Annotated in this window: 17 protein-coding genes; 14 read left to right on the top strand and 3 right to left on the bottom strand. The window is 72.2% G+C overall.

What is annotated here, in order from left to right:
- Nucleotides 1–156 precede the first annotated feature (156 nt).
- The 6 genes from EDF63_RS18190 to EDF63_RS18165 are packed head-to-tail and all read left to right on the top strand — an operon-like array spanning nt 157 to nt 6343.
- Nucleotides 157–1554 (top strand): MFS transporter, encoded by a 1398-nt coding sequence (locus EDF63_RS18190; protein WP_123314410.1) that lies wholly within the window; start codon nt 157–159, stop codon nt 1552–1554.
- Nucleotides 1551–3275, top strand: a complete 1725-nt coding sequence (locus tag EDF63_RS18185; RefSeq protein WP_123314409.1) for a dihydroxyacetone kinase family protein — start codon at nt 1551–1553, stop codon at nt 3273–3275. The genes EDF63_RS18190 and EDF63_RS18185 overlap by 4 nt, the downstream gene beginning before the upstream one ends.
- 26 nt (nt 3276–3301) lie before the next feature.
- Nucleotides 3302–3787, top strand: coding sequence for a ribose-5-phosphate isomerase (locus EDF63_RS18180; protein ID WP_111086530.1), 486 nt, complete (start codon nt 3302–3304; stop codon nt 3785–3787).
- The gene (locus EDF63_RS18175; RefSeq protein WP_123314408.1) at nt 3787–4587 is read left to right on the top strand and encodes a triose-phosphate isomerase family protein; all 801 of its coding nucleotides are present in this window, start codon (nt 3787–3789) and stop codon (nt 4585–4587) included. The genes EDF63_RS18180 and EDF63_RS18175 overlap by 1 nt, the downstream gene beginning before the upstream one ends.
- Nucleotides 4584–5429: a sugar phosphate isomerase/epimerase gene (locus EDF63_RS18170; RefSeq protein ID WP_123314407.1), complete on the top strand. Its 846-nt coding sequence runs from the start codon at nt 4584–4586 to the stop codon at nt 5427–5429. Before EDF63_RS18175 ends, EDF63_RS18170 begins: the two co-directional genes overlap by 4 nt.
- Nucleotides 5426–6343, top strand: coding sequence for a phosphogluconate dehydrogenase C-terminal domain-containing protein (locus EDF63_RS18165; protein ID WP_123314406.1), 918 nt, complete (start codon nt 5426–5428; stop codon nt 6341–6343). Before EDF63_RS18170 ends, EDF63_RS18165 begins: the two co-directional genes overlap by 4 nt.
- Nucleotides 6344–6456: 113 nt before the next feature.
- Here the strand turns inward: EDF63_RS18165 and EDF63_RS18160 are convergent, their stop codons facing one another.
- Nucleotides 6457–7968, bottom strand: a complete 1512-nt coding sequence (locus EDF63_RS18160; protein ID WP_123314405.1) for a hypothetical protein — start codon at nt 7966–7968, stop codon at nt 6457–6459.
- An 80-nt stretch (nt 7969–8048) separates the two neighbouring features.
- Between EDF63_RS18160 and EDF63_RS18155 the strand changes: the two genes are divergently transcribed.
- Nucleotides 8049–8810, top strand: a complete 762-nt coding sequence (locus EDF63_RS18155; protein WP_123314404.1) for an SDR family NAD(P)-dependent oxidoreductase — start codon at nt 8049–8051, stop codon at nt 8808–8810.
- Between the two features lie 159 nt (nt 8811–8969).
- Here EDF63_RS18155 and EDF63_RS18150 read toward each other — a convergent pair whose 3' ends face one another.
- Together EDF63_RS18150 and EDF63_RS18145 are read right to left on the bottom strand one after the other, a co-directional pair.
- Nucleotides 8970–9941, bottom strand: a complete 972-nt coding sequence (locus tag EDF63_RS18150) for a DUF1648 domain-containing protein (RefSeq protein WP_185021523.1) — start codon at nt 9939–9941, stop codon at nt 8970–8972.
- A complete protein-coding gene (locus tag EDF63_RS18145; protein WP_123314403.1) occupies nt 9938–10288 on the bottom strand; it encodes a GntR family transcriptional regulator in 351 nt (116 codons plus the stop codon). The genes EDF63_RS18150 and EDF63_RS18145 overlap by 4 nt, the downstream gene beginning before the upstream one ends.
- Nucleotides 10289–10440: 152 nt before the next feature.
- Here EDF63_RS18145 and EDF63_RS18825 point away from each other — a divergent pair, with 152 nt between their 5' ends.
- The 7 genes from EDF63_RS18825 to rlmN all read left to right on the top strand — a co-directional run bounded on the left by EDF63_RS18825 (nt 10441) and on the right by rlmN (nt 15558).
- Nucleotides 10441–10608, top strand: a complete 168-nt coding sequence (locus EDF63_RS18825; RefSeq protein WP_185021522.1) for a hypothetical protein — start codon at nt 10441–10443, stop codon at nt 10606–10608.
- Nucleotides 10609–10652: 44 nt separating this feature from the next.
- Complete coding sequence (locus tag EDF63_RS18140) at nt 10653–11528, top strand: alpha/beta fold hydrolase (protein ID WP_123314402.1); 876 nt, start codon at nt 10653–10655, stop codon at nt 11526–11528.
- Between the two features lie 98 nt (nt 11529–11626).
- Entirely contained in the window at nt 11627–12139 is a 513-nt protein-coding gene (locus EDF63_RS18135; RefSeq protein WP_148061838.1) for a hypothetical protein, read from the top strand.
- Between the two features lie 252 nt (nt 12140–12391).
- The gene (locus EDF63_RS18130) at nt 12392–12643 is read left to right on the top strand and encodes a hypothetical protein (protein WP_123314400.1); all 252 of its coding nucleotides are present in this window, start codon (nt 12392–12394) and stop codon (nt 12641–12643) included.
- 73 nt (nt 12644–12716) lie between these two features.
- On the top strand, nt 12717–13118 hold the full coding sequence (locus tag EDF63_RS18125) for a hypothetical protein (RefSeq protein ID WP_185021521.1): 402 nt from the start codon (nt 12717–12719) through the stop codon (nt 13116–13118).
- A 172-nt stretch (nt 13119–13290) separates the two neighbouring features.
- Complete coding sequence (locus tag EDF63_RS18120; RefSeq protein ID WP_123314399.1) at nt 13291–14235, top strand: C40 family peptidase; 945 nt, start codon at nt 13291–13293, stop codon at nt 14233–14235.
- Nucleotides 14236–14325: 90 nt separating this feature from the next.
- Nucleotides 14326–15558, top strand: coding sequence for a 23S rRNA (adenine(2503)-C(2))-methyltransferase RlmN (gene rlmN / locus EDF63_RS18115; RefSeq protein WP_123314398.1), 1233 nt, complete (start codon nt 14326–14328; stop codon nt 15556–15558).
- The last annotated feature ends 278 nt before the right edge of the window (nt 15559–15836 follow it).

Genomic DNA, 15836 nt, shown 5'->3' with positions numbered 1-15836 from the left:
CGTTCGGTCAACCGGTTGGGCCTGCGCGCTTTGGTCAACCGGTTGACAAGTCGAACTGGAGTCCGCACACTGGACCAGGCGCACCGATGCGCCCGCTCCACCCGGGCGCAGCAGCACGGGTCGGAGTCGTACCACCCCCACCGAGCAGGAGTCATCGTGGACATCCCCGCCACGCGAGGCATCCCCACCTCGGTCGTCGAGAAGACGGCCATCCGCAAGATCGCGATCCGCATCGTGCCGTTCGTGGCACTGATGTTCTTCATCAACTTCCTCGACCGCACCGCGATCTCCTTCGCGGCCCCGAACGGCATGGAGGCGGACCTCGGTCTGACCGCCGCCCAGTTCGGGTTCGCCTCCGGCGTGTTCTTCATCGGCTACCTCGTGCTCGAGGTGCCCTCGAACCTGGCGCTCCACAAGTTCGGCGCGCGCATCTGGCTCGCCCGCATCATGATCACGTGGGGCATCGTCTCGCTGCTCTTCACGTGGGTGCAGAACTACCCGCAGCTCGTCGGGCTGCGCTTCCTGCTCGGCATCGCCGAGGCGGGCTTCTTCCCCGGCGCGATCCTGTTCCTGTCGACCTGGGTGCCCGCGCGCCACCGCGGCAAGATGCTCGCGCTGTTCTACCTGGCGCAGCCGCTCACCAGCGTCATCGGCTCCCCGCTCGCCGGCTGGCTGATGACCCACGAGGGGCTGCTCGGCGGACTCGCCGGCTGGCGCTTCATGTTCCTCTGCGTCTCGATCCCGGCGATCATCGTCGGCATCCTGTGCCTCTTCGTCCTCAAGGACAAGCCGTCGCAGGCGAAGTGGCTCGACGAGGACGAGAAGCTGTGGCTCGAAGGTGCCCTGGCGAAGGAGAACAAGGAGAAGCGCGGGGGAGACGGTCACGCCAAGGGCGGTCTCCGTGCCGCGTTCGGTTCCGGCCGCGTCTGGATGCTCGCGGCGGTGTACTTCGGCTTCATCTACGGCCTGTACGCGCTGAGCTTCTTCCTGCCGACGATCATCGACGGCTTCCAGGAGCAGTTCGGCACCACGTTCGACCTGTTCCAGAAGGGCATGATCACGGCGATCCCGTACGTCCCCGCCGCGGTCGTCCTGTACTTCTGGTCGCGTGACGCCTTCCGCCGCGGCGTCCGGGTCTGGCACATCGCCGTCCCCGCGCTCGTCGGTGGCCTGAGCATCCCGGTCGCGCTGTACATGAACAGCCCGGCCGCCACGATCGCCGTCATCGCGGTCACCGCCTGCGCGATCTTCGCCGCGCTGCCGAACTTCTGGACCGTGCCGACGCAGTTCCTGACCGGAGCCGCCGCAGCCGCGGGGGTCGCCCTGATCAACACGATCGGCAACCTCGGTGGCTTCGCTGCCCCGTACATCACGGGTGTGGTCAGTGGGTGGACCGGCGGCTACCAGGTGCCGATGTTCATCGTCGGCTTCTTCATGGTGCTGTCGAGCGTGCTGATGTTCGTGCTCGGCCGGAACACGAAGCGGAACGAGCAGCGTGACGCCGACGCTGCGGCGCAGGCCACCACGACCACGACCCAGGAGAGCCACGCATGACCCGCCTGTTCAACGACCCCGCCGACTTCGCCGACGAGATGGTCGACGGCTTCGTGGCGGCGAACCAGTCCCGGGTCCGCAAGGTGCACGGGGGCGTCGCCCGCTCGACCACCAGCCCCGAGGGGACTGTCGCGCTCGTCGTCGGTGGCGGCTCCGGCCACTACCCGGCGTTCGGCGGACTCGTCGGGCACGGTCTGGCCGCCGGTGCCGCGATGGGCAACCTGTTCGCCAGCCCGAGTGCCCAGCAGGTCACGGCGGTCGCGAAGGCCTCCGAGCACGGCGGCGGTGTGCTGCTGAGCTACGGCAACTACGCGGGCGACGTGCTGAACTTCGACGCCGCGGCGCGGGCACTGGCCGACAGCGGGATCGAGGTCCGCACGGTGCGCGTGACCGACGACGTCGCGAGCGCCCCGAGCTCCGAAGCGCACAAGCGCCGCGGGATCGCCGGTGACCTGTGCGTCTTCAAGGTCGCCGGCGCCGCAGCCGAACGCGGGGACGACCTCGACACGGTCACCGCGATCGCCACCCGCGCCAACGACCGCACCCGCAGCTTCGGTGTCGCGTTCTCCGGATGCTCGCTGCCCGGCGCCGACGAGCCGCTCTTCACCGTCCCCGAGGGGCGCATGGCCATCGGCATGGGCATCCACGGGGAACGCGGCATCGCCGAGGCCGACGTCCCCACTGCCGACGGTCTGGCCGACCTGCTCGTCGACAAGCTCCTGACCGAGCTGCCGGAGACCGTGGACGCCCACGCAGGCCAGCGCGTCGTCCCGATCCTGAACGGCCTCGGCAGCGTCAAGTACGAGGAGCTCTTCGTCGTCTTCAACGCCGTGCAGCGGAAGCTGACCGCGGCCGGCGTCGTGGTCGTCGAACCCGAGGTCGGCGAACTCGTCACGAGCTTCGACATGGCCGGCGTCTCGCTGACGCTCTTCTGGCTCGACGACGAACTCGAGCACCTCTGGGCAGCGCCCGCCGACAGTCCCGCGTACCGCAAGGGCGGCGCCGTCCCGCAGGAGCAGGTCGCACCCGAGACCCTCGCCGCGGACGAGCAGGCACCGATCACGCCCGGTACCGAGGCGTCGCAGGCGTCCGCCGCCCGGGTCGCCGCGGCGATCACGGCCATCCGCGTCACCATCGACGACCACGCCGACGAGCTCGGCCGCATCGACGCCGTCGCCGGTGACGGCGACCACGGCATCGGCATGCAGCGCGGCTCGACCGCGGCGGACCGTGCCGCACAGGACGCCGCCGCGCGCGGCGCCGGTGCCGGCAGCGTCCTGGCGATCGCCGGAGACGCCTGGTCCGACAAGGCCGGTGGCACGTCCGGTGCGATCTGGGGAGCCGCCCTGGAGGCACTGGGTCGCGTCTTCGGCGACGACCAGCGCCCGTCAGCCGCCACCGTCGCACAGGCCGTGCACGCGGCCGTCGAAGCGGTCCTCGCCTTCGGTGCCGTCCCCGGCGACAAGACCATGGTCGACGCGATCGTCCCGTTCGACCAGGTCGTCACCGACCGCGTCGCGGCCGGCGACGACCTGGTCAGCGCCTGGTCGGCCGCGTCCGCCGCCGCGACGGCCGCTGCCGACGCCACCGCCGACCTGCTGCCCAAGATGGGTCGCGCTCGCACCCACGGCGAGGACGCCGTCGGCACCCCCGACGCCGGCGCGATCTCGTTCGCCCTGATCACCGCGGCGGTCCTGTCGACCGTCTCCGTCCCCGCCTGACCCACACCACCACGAAAGGCACCCGCATGAGTGACCAGCAGTTCCGCATCGTCGTCGGCTCGGACGACGCCGGGTTCGACTACAAGGAGATCATCAAGCAGGACCTGCAGGCCGATCCGCGCGTCGTCTCCGTGGTCGACGTCGGCGTCGACGCGGACGGCCACACCGCGTACCCGCACGTCGCGGTCGACGCCGCACGCCTGGTCGCGAACGGCGAGGCCGACCGGGCGATCCTGATCTGCGGCACCGGACTCGGGGTGGCGATCGCGGCGAACAAGGTCCCCGGCATCCGGGCGGTCACGGCGCACGACTCGTTCAGCGTGGAGCGCTCGGTCCTGTCGAACGACGCCCAGGTCCTCTGCATGGGCCAGCGGGTCGTCGGCGTCGAGGTCGCACGCCGGATGGCGAAGGAGTGGCTCGGCTACACGTTCGACGCTTCGAGTGCCAGCGCATCGAAGGTCGCGGCGATCTGTGCTTACGACGGCTCGGCCCCGGTCGGGACCGACGCCTGATGCCGGCGACCACGGCGGCCGCCCCGATCACGATCGGGGTGTCGCTCAAGATGTACTTCGGGCACGCCCGGACGCTCGAGTGGGCGGCCGCCGTGGCCGACATCGCCCGGACCCACCCGGCGGTGCAGTCCGGCGCGGTCGAGCTGTTCGTCATCCCGACGTTCCCGTCGCTCGTGCCGGTGCACGCCGTGCTCGAGGGCACGCCGGTGCTCCTCGGCGCGCAGGACCTGGCGTGGGCCGACGAGGGCGCCTTCACCGGTGAGGTGTCGGGCCGCGAACTCCGCGAGATCGGGGTCGACCTGGTCGAGATCGCGCACGCCGAGCGCCGCTCCCTGTTCCACGAGTCCGACCAGGACATCGCCGGCAAGGTGCACGCCGCCTTCCGCAACGGCCTCCGTCCCCTCATCTGCATCGGCGAGACCGACCGTGCAGCCGACGGCGACCCGTCCGCCGCCGTCGCCGAGGTCACCGCGCAGCTGGACCGCTTCGTCGCCACGGCCGTCGCCGACGGGCTCGCCGGCCCCGTGATCGCCGCCTACGAGCCGGTCTGGGCGATCGGTGCGCCGCAGCCCGCGCCCGACGAGCACATCGTCGCGGTGCTCGCGGGCATCGAGCAGCACCTGTCGACCCGCCCGGAGCTCGCCGGTTCGGTCGTCATCTACGGCGGGAGCGCCGGACCGGGTCTGCTCACGCGCGGTGACGGCCGCATCGGCGGCCTGTTCCTCGGCCGCTTCGCCCACGACCCCGCGGCGATCCGCACGATCCTCGACGAAGCCGAACTGCTGGGGGCGAGCGCATGACCTCCCTGCTCGGCCTCTCCACCTACGCCTACTTCTGGCGCATGTCCGACCGTGTCGAGGCGCCGATGTCCCTCGACGACGCCCTGCGTGACGCCGCGACCCACGACGGTGTCGACCTGTTCCAGATCTGCGACCACCTGCCGCTCGACACCGCGTCGGACGACCGGCTGACCGCGATCCGGACGCTCGCAGACGACCTCGGGCTCACGCTCGAGGTCGGCACCCGCGGCACGGACCCGGCGCACCTCGCCCGGTACCTGCACATCGCGCAGATGCTCGGCGCGACGCTCGTCCGGTCGATGTGGACGAGCGGCGACGACCAGCCGGACGCCGTCGAGACCGAACACCGCCTGCGCGAGGCGATCCCCGCCTACGAGGCGGCCGGGGTGACGCTCGCCCTCGAGACGTACGAGGTCGTCGCCACCGCCGACCTCGTCGCGGTGGTGCAGGCGATCGGCTCCGACCGGCTCGGCATCTGCCTGGACCCGGCGAACACCGTCGCACGGCTCGAACACCCCGCCGACGTCGTCGCGATGACCGCACCGCACGTCGTCAACTGGCACGTCAAGGACTCCGGCTTCACCCGGTCGCCGGGGTGGGTCGGCTTCCAGTACACCGGCGTCCCGATCGGCACCGGAGTCGTCGACCACGACGCCGTCCGCACCGCGATCGACCCCGACGCCCGCGGTATCAACCGCGTCATCGAGTTCTGGCTGCCGTGGCAGGACGAGCACGCCGGCGCCGACCCGCGACCGGGTGAGACGCCCGCACAGACCACCACCCGCATCGAGGCGGCGTGGACCGAACACACCATCGAGTACACCAGGAGCAAGGAATCATGACCGACACCGTCACCACCACCCACACCGTCGCTGCCGGATCCGGTACGGCCGACGTCACCGTCGCCGTGATCGGTGCCGGCGGCAAGATGGGCACCCGCGTCTCGAACAACTTCGCGAAGAGCGAGTACACGACGCTCTACAGCGAGGCCTCGCCCGCGGGCCAGGAGCGCATCCAGGCCCTCGGCCGCGAGCTCACCGACAGCCTCGACGCCGCCAAGGTCGCCGACGTGGTCATCCTCGCCGTGCCGGACGTCCTGCTCGGCAGCATCTCGGAGCAGCTCGTCCCCGTCATGCAGTCGGGCGCGACGATCCTGACGCTCGACCCGGCCGCCGCCTACGCCGGACTGCTCGCCAAGCGTGAGGACATCCACTACGCCGTCGCGCACCCGTGCCACCCGTCGGTGTTCCTCGAGCGCACCACCAAGGCCGAGTGGGACGACACCTTCGGTGGCATCGCCGCCCCCCAGGAGGTCATCGCGGCCTTCGACGCTTCCGAGTCGCTCGGCGACCAGGACGAGCGTGCCAAGGCGATCGCCGAGGCCGTCATCACCACCATGTACGCGCCCGTCATCCAGGTGCACTGGGTCACCGTGAAGCAGCTCGCCGTCCTCGAGCCGACCCTGGTCGAGACCATCGCCTGCATGATCGGTGACTTCCTCAACGACGCCCTCGAGGAGACCGTCACCGGTGTCGGCGTGCCCCGCGAGGCCGCCCGCGCCATGCTCTACGGCCACACCTGGATCGCGCTGACCAACGGCCTCCGTGGTTCGAACCCGTTCTCCGACGCGTGCCACATCGCGATGGGCTACGGCCGCGAGAAGCTCATCAAGGAGGACTGGAAGCAGGTCTTCGACGACAGCGAGCTCGACTCGGTCATCGCCAAGATGCTCAAGATCGACGCCGTCCGCCGCTGACGTTCGTCTGATCCGCCGAAGCGACAGATTCCCACCGACCATCGGCGGGAATCTGTCGCTTTCGCGGCACCCACCACTCACCGCCCGCCGGCACTGACCGGCCGCCGCGGCACTCACCGCCCGCCGCGGGGTCCCCAGGCCTCGGCGAGGGTGATCGAGGCGACCCCCGGCACCGTCAGCGCCTCCACGGACGCCGCGAACCACGCCCGCGCCGCGGGGGAGTGCTGCTCCGGATCGGTCGCGTCCGGCACGAACTGCGGCCCGTACCCCGCCTCGATCGTCGCGTCGGTCACCGACGGGCGCGCGGATGTCGCGACCGCGTTGAACCGTGGTCGCAGCGTCACCGGTCCGACGTGGAGCGCCCTGCCGGCGGCCAGCCGGGAGGCACTGCTCACCACCCAGCGCTGCATCCGGATCGACTCGGTCACCTGTTCGGGCGACCGGTCGTGCATCTGCGGCGTCACGCTGAAGGTCAGGGGCCCGTCCCAGTCGCGGAACAGGTCGACGGTCCGGTTCAGCTCCGTGAAGTGCGCGCGGGTGCCCGCCACGAACTCGAGGTCGCCCACGGAAGCCGCGGCGTCGCGCAGGGCCTGCTGCAACGCCGGGGTCGTCACGTGTGTGGTCGGGTCGAACGCGCCGATCCGCACGATCGTGCCCGAGTCGAGCACGTCGTCGATCGCGGCACGGAGCAGGTCCGGGTCGTCGGTGACGAACCGGATGTCGAGCGGCCCGCCGCCGGCATCGCGTCGAGCTGACGCCAGCACGGCCCTGACGTTCGGGTCGCCGAGCACGGGTTCCACCACGACCGGCACGTCGAGCGGCACCGCGGTCGGGCGCGCAGCGGCCGGGGCCGAGGCGGCGAGCAGCTGGAGCGTCGGCGGCGGGGCGACCACGGTGGTGGGAGCCGGCCCGTCCAGGAACGCGAGGTCCGGGGCGGGGGAGGCCGTGCCTCCCGGTCGATCGTCCGTCGTCGCGCGCAGCGTGAGCGACTGGTGGACCGCGGAACCCGCGTCGAGCGCGACGGGGAACGGCTCGGACAGTGGCGTCGAGTAGGTCTTGAACGACGCGTCGGTCCAGTTGCGCTGGTCCTCCGTCTCGAACACGTCGCCGGCCAGGTCGAGCGTCAGCGCGACCCGACCCGTCGACCAGTCCAGGCCCGACAGGTCGGTGGCCGGCTGGTGCGGCGCGATCCATGTCGGGAACGCGGACTCGGTGACGGAGCCGGACGGGTGCCGGGCGGTGAACGGCACACCGGCGAGGGTCGGCGGGTGCAGCACGACCAGGCCGATGCGGTTGCGGCGGAAGGGCGTCGTCGTGGTGGCGACCGCGTCGACGTGCAGGGTCGGGCCGTCGACGGTGACCTCGAGGACGTACCGGAGCACCTCCGCGCCGTCGTACCGGCTGCTGGCCTCGATGCGGAGGCGTCCGCCGGTGCCCGTGCCAGACGGCTGCGTCCGTGCGAGCACGGTGTCGTCGGCGGTGCGCCAGTCGTGGTCCCGTGTCACGAACCGGATCGCCCGCAGCACGGGTTCACCGTCGTACGCGAGGTCGGCGAGCTCGGCACCGCGCAGGGTGAACCGCCACGCACCGATCGACGACTCGGTGCCCATCGACGTCACGGTCATGGAGCATGACTACCACCGGTCAACCGGTTGGGCAATGATGGGTCCGTGGAGCGACGACGCTCCCAGGACGGAGCGCCCGCATGACCGCACGACTCGACCACAGCACCGCACTCGTCACGGGGGCGGGCTCCGGCATCGGCCGCGCGATCGCGGACCGGTTCGTCGCCGAGGGCGCGCGCGTGGTCTACGCCGACCGGGACGCGACAGCGGCGGACGCCGCGGCAGCGGCAGCCGGTCCGCGCGCACTGCCACTCACCGTGGACATCGCCGACGAGGGCAGCGTCGCGGCCGGGTTCGCCGCCCTCGCCGCGCAGGAGTGGACCCCCGACGTCGTGGTCGCGAACGCCGGCGTGCAGCTGTTCGGCCACGACGCGGCGGTCGCGGACGTGTCGCTCGAGACCTGGAACCGTACGGTGGCGGTGAACCTGACGGGCACGTTCCTCACGGTGAAGCACGCCGTCCGGGCGATGCTCGCGGCCGGCGGTGGCGGGTCGATCATCGCGACCGGCTCACCCACCGGGCTGAACGGCGAGGGCGCCGACTTCGCGGCCTACTCGTCGACCAAGGGCGGCATCCACGCGCTCGTCCGTGCGACCGCGATGGCGTACGCGCGGGACGGCATCCGGGTGAACACCGTCGTGCCGGGCTACACCGAGACCGGGCTCGTCCGGACGATCTCCGGCGATCCCTCGGCGCGCGCGGCGATCGTCTCCCGCACACCGCTCGGCCGCCCCGGGACCCCCGACGACGTGACCGGGATCATGGTCTACCTGGCCAGCGCGGAGTCGTCCTACGCGACGGGCGCCGAGTTCCGCGTCGACGGCGGCATGACGAGCCTCTGACCCGACCGGGAGGCCCGGCGTTCCGCGAAAGCGACAGTGTGCCGCGAACGGTTCACGGCACACTGTCGCTTCCGCGGCGGTGACGGCGCGCGGCCGACGAGATCTGTCGCCGTCGCGGCACGCACCACCACCCCGACCGGGAGGCCCGGCGCGGCCCCGTCAGGCCGGCGTGCGCTGGGCGAGCAGTGCGCCCAGGGCCGCGGCCCCGCCCGCAGCGTCCGGCACCGTCACCATCCGCGCCTGCCCGCCGCGGAGCCGTGCCACGAGCCCCGGCCCGGACCGCACCACGTAGGCGACCCCGCGGCCGGAGAACCGGTAGCCCCACCCGCCCCATTGTCCGGGCGACACGTCCTCCCACCCGCAGGACTCGATCCGCTCGAGCGGGACGCGCATGAGGGGGATGCGGGTCCAGGTGGAGGTCAGCCGCATCCCGCGACGGTCCACGGTGAGCTCGACCCGGGCGAGGACCAGCACGGCGAGCCCGGCGACGACCATCGCCGCTCCGAACCCGACGGCCGTGCCGACGCCGGCCGGCGCCATCGCGATCCCCGTGCCGATGCCGAGTCCGACGACCACGGCCCCGAGTGCCGCGAACCAGCGACTGCCGATGCGCGCGCGCCATGCCACCCGCGTGTCCGACCCGACGCGCAGCGGTTCGACGTCGTGCGCGGGCACCGGGGCGGCCGACCGGACGAGTGCGACGACCGGCACCGTGGCGATGACCGCGCTCACGGCCAGGAACGGGACGGTCCACCAGCCGGACAGCGTCCCGTCGCCGACGGTGTTCGTGGCGGCGAGCACGATCCAGGCGGTGCCCAGACTGCCGGCGAACAGGTTGGCGACGAGCACCAGGGTGGCGGCGGTCCGACGGTCGGGCATCCGCAGCGCCGCGAACGCCAGGGCCACCGCGCCGGCGGCCACCGCGAGCGTGATCCAGAACACCGGCCAGGGCGAACTCCAGCCGTCCGCGGTGCCGTCGGCTCCGAAGTGGACGGCCATGCGGTCCGGCAGGCTCGGCGCGGCGACGAGCGCCGCGATCACCAGGGCCAGCAACACCAGCAGCCCGGGCGCAACCACCGCCGTGCGCGTCGTCGTGCGCAGCGTTCGGTTCGTCGCTGGTCGGTTCGTCATCGTGCCCCCTTGATCATCGTGAACAGGTCGTCGAGCGGGACCCCGAGCGTGTCGGCCTGGTCGCGCAGCTCGTCGACGAGCGTGCTCAGCCGGTCGAACGAGGCGTTGCCCGATCGCAGGACGGTGGCTCCGCGACCCCGCCGCAGCTCGATCAGTCCGTCGTCCTGCAGCTGTGCGTAGGCGCGCAGCACCGTGTGCATGTTGACGTCGACCGCGGCGGCGAGGTCGCGCGCCGACGGCAGGCGCTCCCCGCTCGCGAGCTCGCCGCGTGCGATCGCGTACCGGATCTGCGACGCGACCTGCTCGGCGAGCGTGGCCCGAGCGGTCGGGTCGACGGTGATCAACATGTTTGCATTGTATGCGAACAATCCCGCCAACTCCAGGGTGCTCGCACTGCGTTCTCCGACCATTGGCCACGGAACGCAGGCCCCCGTCCGGGGGTACCTCGTCCGGGTACTTTCGGCTGCAGCGAATCACTCGCGAATCAGGGAGAAGCACGATGACGAACTACGAATCTGCCGACGGGGTGGAGCCCGTCCAGGTCACCACCTACCGTCTCGTCCGCAAAGCCGCCCGCCGTGGTTGGGCCGTACCGACCGACGAGGCCGAGCCGTCCCTCGCCGACCTCGTGAGCACCCGCGGCTCCGCGCGCCCCGAGGGCCGCTGACCCGCACGCCGACGACGAACCCGAGCCCGCAGTATCGTCGGGCCATGCCCCCTTCGGCCCGAGCGGTCACCCGCGGCTTCGAGGTCGGGACCCGAGGCTCCGGCACCGGCGTCCCCGTGCTCGTTCTGCACGGCAGCCCCGGCGGCATCGACGTCGCCGAGCTGATGGCCGGCTTCCTGCCGTCCGAGGACTTCCGGGTGGTCACGGTCTCGCGGCCGGGGTACCTCGGCACCCCGTTCGACAGCGACCACGCCTCGATCGACGACGAGGCCGACCGGCTCGCCGCGCTCCTCGACGGCCTCGGCATCGATCGGGCCGGCGTGCTGGCGTGGTCCGGTGGCGCTCCGGCCGCGTACCGTCTGGCGGTCCGCCACCCGGACCGGATCAGCGCGCTCGCCGTCGCCTCCGGGGTGTCCGGTCGCTGGGTCCCCGGGTCTGCGGGACCGGCCGAACGACTCGTGACCGACACTGCGTTCGGCGCCGGTCTCGCATCGGCCGCAGCGCGCATCGCCCCGGCCGCAGCAGCACGCGCTGCAGTGGCCGGCGTGAGCACCCTGCGCGGCGGGGCCCTCCGCGACCACGTCGCCGGCGTCCTCGCTGACCCCGACCGGCGGGCGTTCCTGCTCGGGCTCGCACGCACCGGCAACGCCTCCGGGCCGCGACGCACCGGCTGGGAGAACGACGTGCGCCAGCTCGCGGCCGTGGGGTCGCTCGACCTCGGTGCCGTCCGGGCTCCCACGCTCCTGGTGCACGGCGACGCCGACACCGAGGTCCGGCCGGACGACAGCACCCGCGCCGCCGCAGCGATCCCCGGCGCGGAGCTGGTCACGCTGCCGGGCGGCACGCACTTCGCGCTCTGGGACCACCGCGACGCCGCCGCCGTGCAAGCACAGGTGCGCGCACACCTGCAGCGACCCTGACCACCGGCTCGCCCGCTTGCTCACGATCCGGTACCGACGAGGTCTCGATCGCGACACGACGCCCCGAGCGTGACCACTTCGCTGCCACGATGGCGGGCATGACTTCCCTCCGACTCGCGCTGCCCCTGGTCGTCGGTGCACTGCTCGCGTCCGTCTCCCTGACGTCGTGCTCGGCCGACGCCTCGTCGGCACCGGCGCCGACCTCGTCGAGCGCTCGGTCAGCGGACGCAGCGGTGAACGCGCCGGCGTCCCCTACGGTGGACCCGATGGAGGAAGACCGGAGCGCCGCGGCCGTCTGCGGGCAGCTGAGCGCGCTGTCGACGATCGCACTGAACGCCTCGGACGGTCGTTCCCGCGGTGTCCTGTCCGATGCGCAGTACGAGGCGCTCATCGCCGCGGAGCGCTTCGGCTACGAGCACCTGTCGAGCAGCGACGAGCGGCTCGACGACGCCATCGACTACGCACTCGAGTACCTGGACGCCCACCCGGCGCCTGCGTCGGGGCCGGCGCTCGAGGACAACGCCGAGTGGGAACTCGTCGGGCGCACCCTGAACACCGCGTGCCAGCAGGCCGGTTCGAACGTGGTGGCGACCGCCCAGAACGGCGGCTGATCGGGAGCACCCGGCGGTCCGCTCGCACCAGCGCCACCGAACGGTCCAGGCCCGCTCGACCGCCGCGACCAGCGCGTCCAGCGCCCGGTCCAGCTCCGGGACCGTCACCGCCCCGTACCCCAACACGATCCCGGCCGGCGTGCTGCCGGGCGCCATCCCGTACTCCTCGAGCGTCGAGACGAGCACGCCGTCGTCCGCCATCCGCGCGGCGACGTCCCGTCCGGTCGCCGGACCCGACCACACGACCACCGCGTGCAGTCCACCGGTCAGTGCACGGGCCTCCAGTCCGGCGACGCCGTCGAGCCGAGCCGCGATCCGTGCGCGACGGTGCGTGAAGTCGCGTCGGACCCGGCCGAGGTGCCGGCGGAGCGCGCCGGTCCGGAGCAGGTGCGCGAGCGCGACCTGCACCGGTTCGGCGACGACCGCGCCGCGGGCGCGACGGGCAGCCAGCACCGCGGCGGAGCGATCAGGGGCGGTACCGGGACGAGCCGCCGCAGCCGGTAGCACGACGTAGGCGCAGCGCAACCGCGGGTCGAGCGTCTTCGAGAACCCGCCGACGTGCAGCACCACCCCCTCGGTGTCGAGCGCCGCGAGTGCGGGCACGGGGCTGCCGCCCGAGCTCAGCACCGAGGCGCTCTGGCAGGTCGCCGACCACCTCATGCCCGGCCGCCGCGACGAGGTCCGCGAGATGACCGCGAAGGAGGTCCGCGCCACCCAGGTCCTGCAGCTGCCCCTCGACCGCGCGAGCGTGAAGGTGCGCTTCCAGGGCAACGGCGAGGCACCGGACGACGGCGAGGACCACACGGTCTGGGCCGGCGTCCTGCCGCTCGCCGTCCGCGCCGGCGTCCCGGTACCGGGGGACATCTCGGGGGAGGCCCCGGTCGACGCGTCCGTCGTGGCGCTGGCGGCTCGCCTCGATCGCCTGTCGTCCGACCGGGAGGCCCGGATCGCCGCCGTCATGCGGGTCGCGTCCGTCTGAGGCCGGGTCCACGGCGCCTGGATCGCGGATCCACCGCATCCGAGCGACCTGCGAGGACCGCCGGTTCCTGTGACGAGCCGCAGGAACACTCCGGGACTGCCCAGCCGCGATCCGGGCCGTGACCAATACGTTACTTCGCGGATCGCCCAGCGGTCCCGACCCGGAAGGACCCATGGGACGCCACGCCCTGCCTGCAGCAGCCGATGACCGACAGCCCTCGCGAGCGACCCCGCGCACCGCGGTGGGACCCGCATCGCCGTCGCCGGAACCGCAGCAGCTGCGTCCCCGCGGTCGGCGCTCGGCGCTCGGGCCCGCCGCCGCACGAGCGACGTTCGTCGAGCACCCGAAGCCGACCCGGACCGTCCGGATGCAGTCGCGCCCCGTCGCCTCGGTCGCCGGTGCCGCCGTCCTGAGCCGGACGGCCGTGCTGCGTGCCGAGCGCGCCGTGGACCCCCGGCACATCCGCCGCGCCGCGAACGCCAAGCGCGCCGCGATCCTGCTCGCACCCGCGATCGCCGTGACCTCGAGCCTGACGCTGGCCGTGCCGGCGAACGCGGCGACCCCGGCGGAGACGCAGCAGGGCACGACGACAGCGCAGGCCGCGCAGACCTTCACCGTGGCGCACGACGTCAAGGTCCCCGTCGTCACCACCGACGGCATGACCACCACGACCACCGTCGTCTCGTACCCGACGCTCGACCTGCGCTTCGGCGTCACGACGGCCCAGGCGCAGTCGGCCCTGTCCGCTGCGTTGTCCGCCGGGGGAGACCGCGCCACGATCGTCGAGACCGCCCTGCAGTACATGGGAGACCCCTACGTCGAGGGCGGCGCGAGCCACGAGGGCATCGACTGTTCCGGCCTGACGATGGTCGCGTACGCCGCGGTCGGCATCCCGCTCGTCCACTACGTGCCGACGCAGGACGCCGCCGCGACGACGATCCCCGAGTCCGAAGCGCTGCCCGGCGACCTGGTCGTGTACGACGACGAGGACCACGTCGGGCTGTACCTCGGCCAGGGACTCGTGCTGCAGGCCCCGCACCCGGGCGAGGTCGTCGACATCGTGCCGATGTACTCGGCCGCGCACCACTTCGCGCGCCTGCTGCCCGCCGGCAGCTGACCCGACGCAGGCGGGGCCGTCGACGGTGACCACCCCGGCCACCGGAGGGTCCGGCACCGACGTGTCACGGGCCTCCCGTATCCTGGTCCGATGGCTTCCGAGACCCGCACTCCGTTCGAACAGCAGCAGTCTGCTCGTCCGCAGGTGCGTCCGCGCACCGAGGGCTGGAAGCAGGCGACCGACACCGACGGCCGTCCGCTGCTGCAGTTCGCGTCGCCGAAGCGCGGCAAGCCGCCCGTGCACCTCGCCGACCTGACGGCAGCGGAGCGCGAGGCACGCGTCAAGGAACTCGGCCTGCCGGGCTTCCGGGCGAAGCAGCTCGCGACCCACTACTTCACGCACTACACGTCCGACCCGGACAAGATGACCGACCTGCCAGCAGCCCAGCGCGAGCAGCTCGTCGCCGGGATGCTGCCGCCCCTGCTGACCGAGACCCGACGCTTGGCGACGGACAACGGCGACACCATCAAGTTCCTGTGGAAGCTGCACGACGGCGCCCTGGTCGAGTCGGTGCTCATGCGCTACCCGGGTCGCATCACGCTGTGCGTCTCGTCGCAGGCCGGCTGCGGCATGAACTGCCCGTTCTGCGCCACCGGTCAGGCGGGTCTGACCCGCAACATGTCGACCGCCGAGATCATCGAGCAGATCGTCCGGGCCAACGCGGCCATCGCCGCGGGGGAGCTCGGTGGCGATCCCCGCAAGGGCGGCAAGGACCGCGTCGACGCCGAGCGCGTGACGAACATCGTGTTCATGGGCATGGGGGAGCCGCTCGCCAACTACAAGCGGGTGATGGACGCCGTCCGACTGATGGTCGCGCCGCAGCCGAACGGCCTCGGCATGAGCGCCCGTGGCATCACGATCTCGACCGTCGGGCTGGTCCCCGCGATCCTCAAGCTGGCGGAGGAGGACATCCCGGTGACCTTCGCGCTGTCGCTGCACGCCCCGGACGACGAACTCCGCGACGAGCTCATCCCGGTGAACTCGCGCTGGAAGGCCGACGAGGCGATCGACGCCGCGCACAACTACTACGTCAAGACGGGCCGCCGTGTCTCGATCGAGTACGCGCTCATCAAGGACATGAACGACCACGCCTGGCGTGCCGACCTGCTCGCCGAGAAGCTCAACAAGCGCGGCAAGGGCTGGGTGCACGTCAACCCGATCCCGCTCAACCCGACGCCGGGCTCCGTGTGGACCTCGTCCGAGGTGCACGTGCAGGACGAGTTCGTCCGCCGACTCAACGCCGCGGGCATCCCGACCACCCTGCGCGACACCCGCGGCAAGGAGATCGACGGGGCCTGCGGGCAGCTCGCCGCCGCCGAGTAGACCCCGCGTCGACGGGGCCTCCCGGGCCGACACGCCCGGGAGGGACAACGGTTGGCGAGGCCCCCGGAGCCTGTGTAGTGTTACCTCTCGTTGCCACGGCGGCGGAGAACGGAACGGCTGAGACGGTCCCTGGGTTCACCCGGAGATCTTGTCCGCCACGGTTCTTCCCCGGGCAGCGGATTCCATAGCCTCTCTGGCGGAGCATCTTCGGGTGTCGAGCGGGGGAGTGCGTCTGGTCCTTGAGAACTCAACAGCGTGCACATTGTCAATGCCAATTT

This window comes from Curtobacterium sp. JUb34 (genome assembly GCF_003755065.1).
Taxonomy (GTDB): Bacteria; Actinomycetota; Actinomycetes; order Actinomycetales; family Microbacteriaceae; genus Curtobacterium.
Note: the sequence above shows the minus strand (reverse complement) of the source record. Positions and strands in the feature narration are given on the sequence as shown.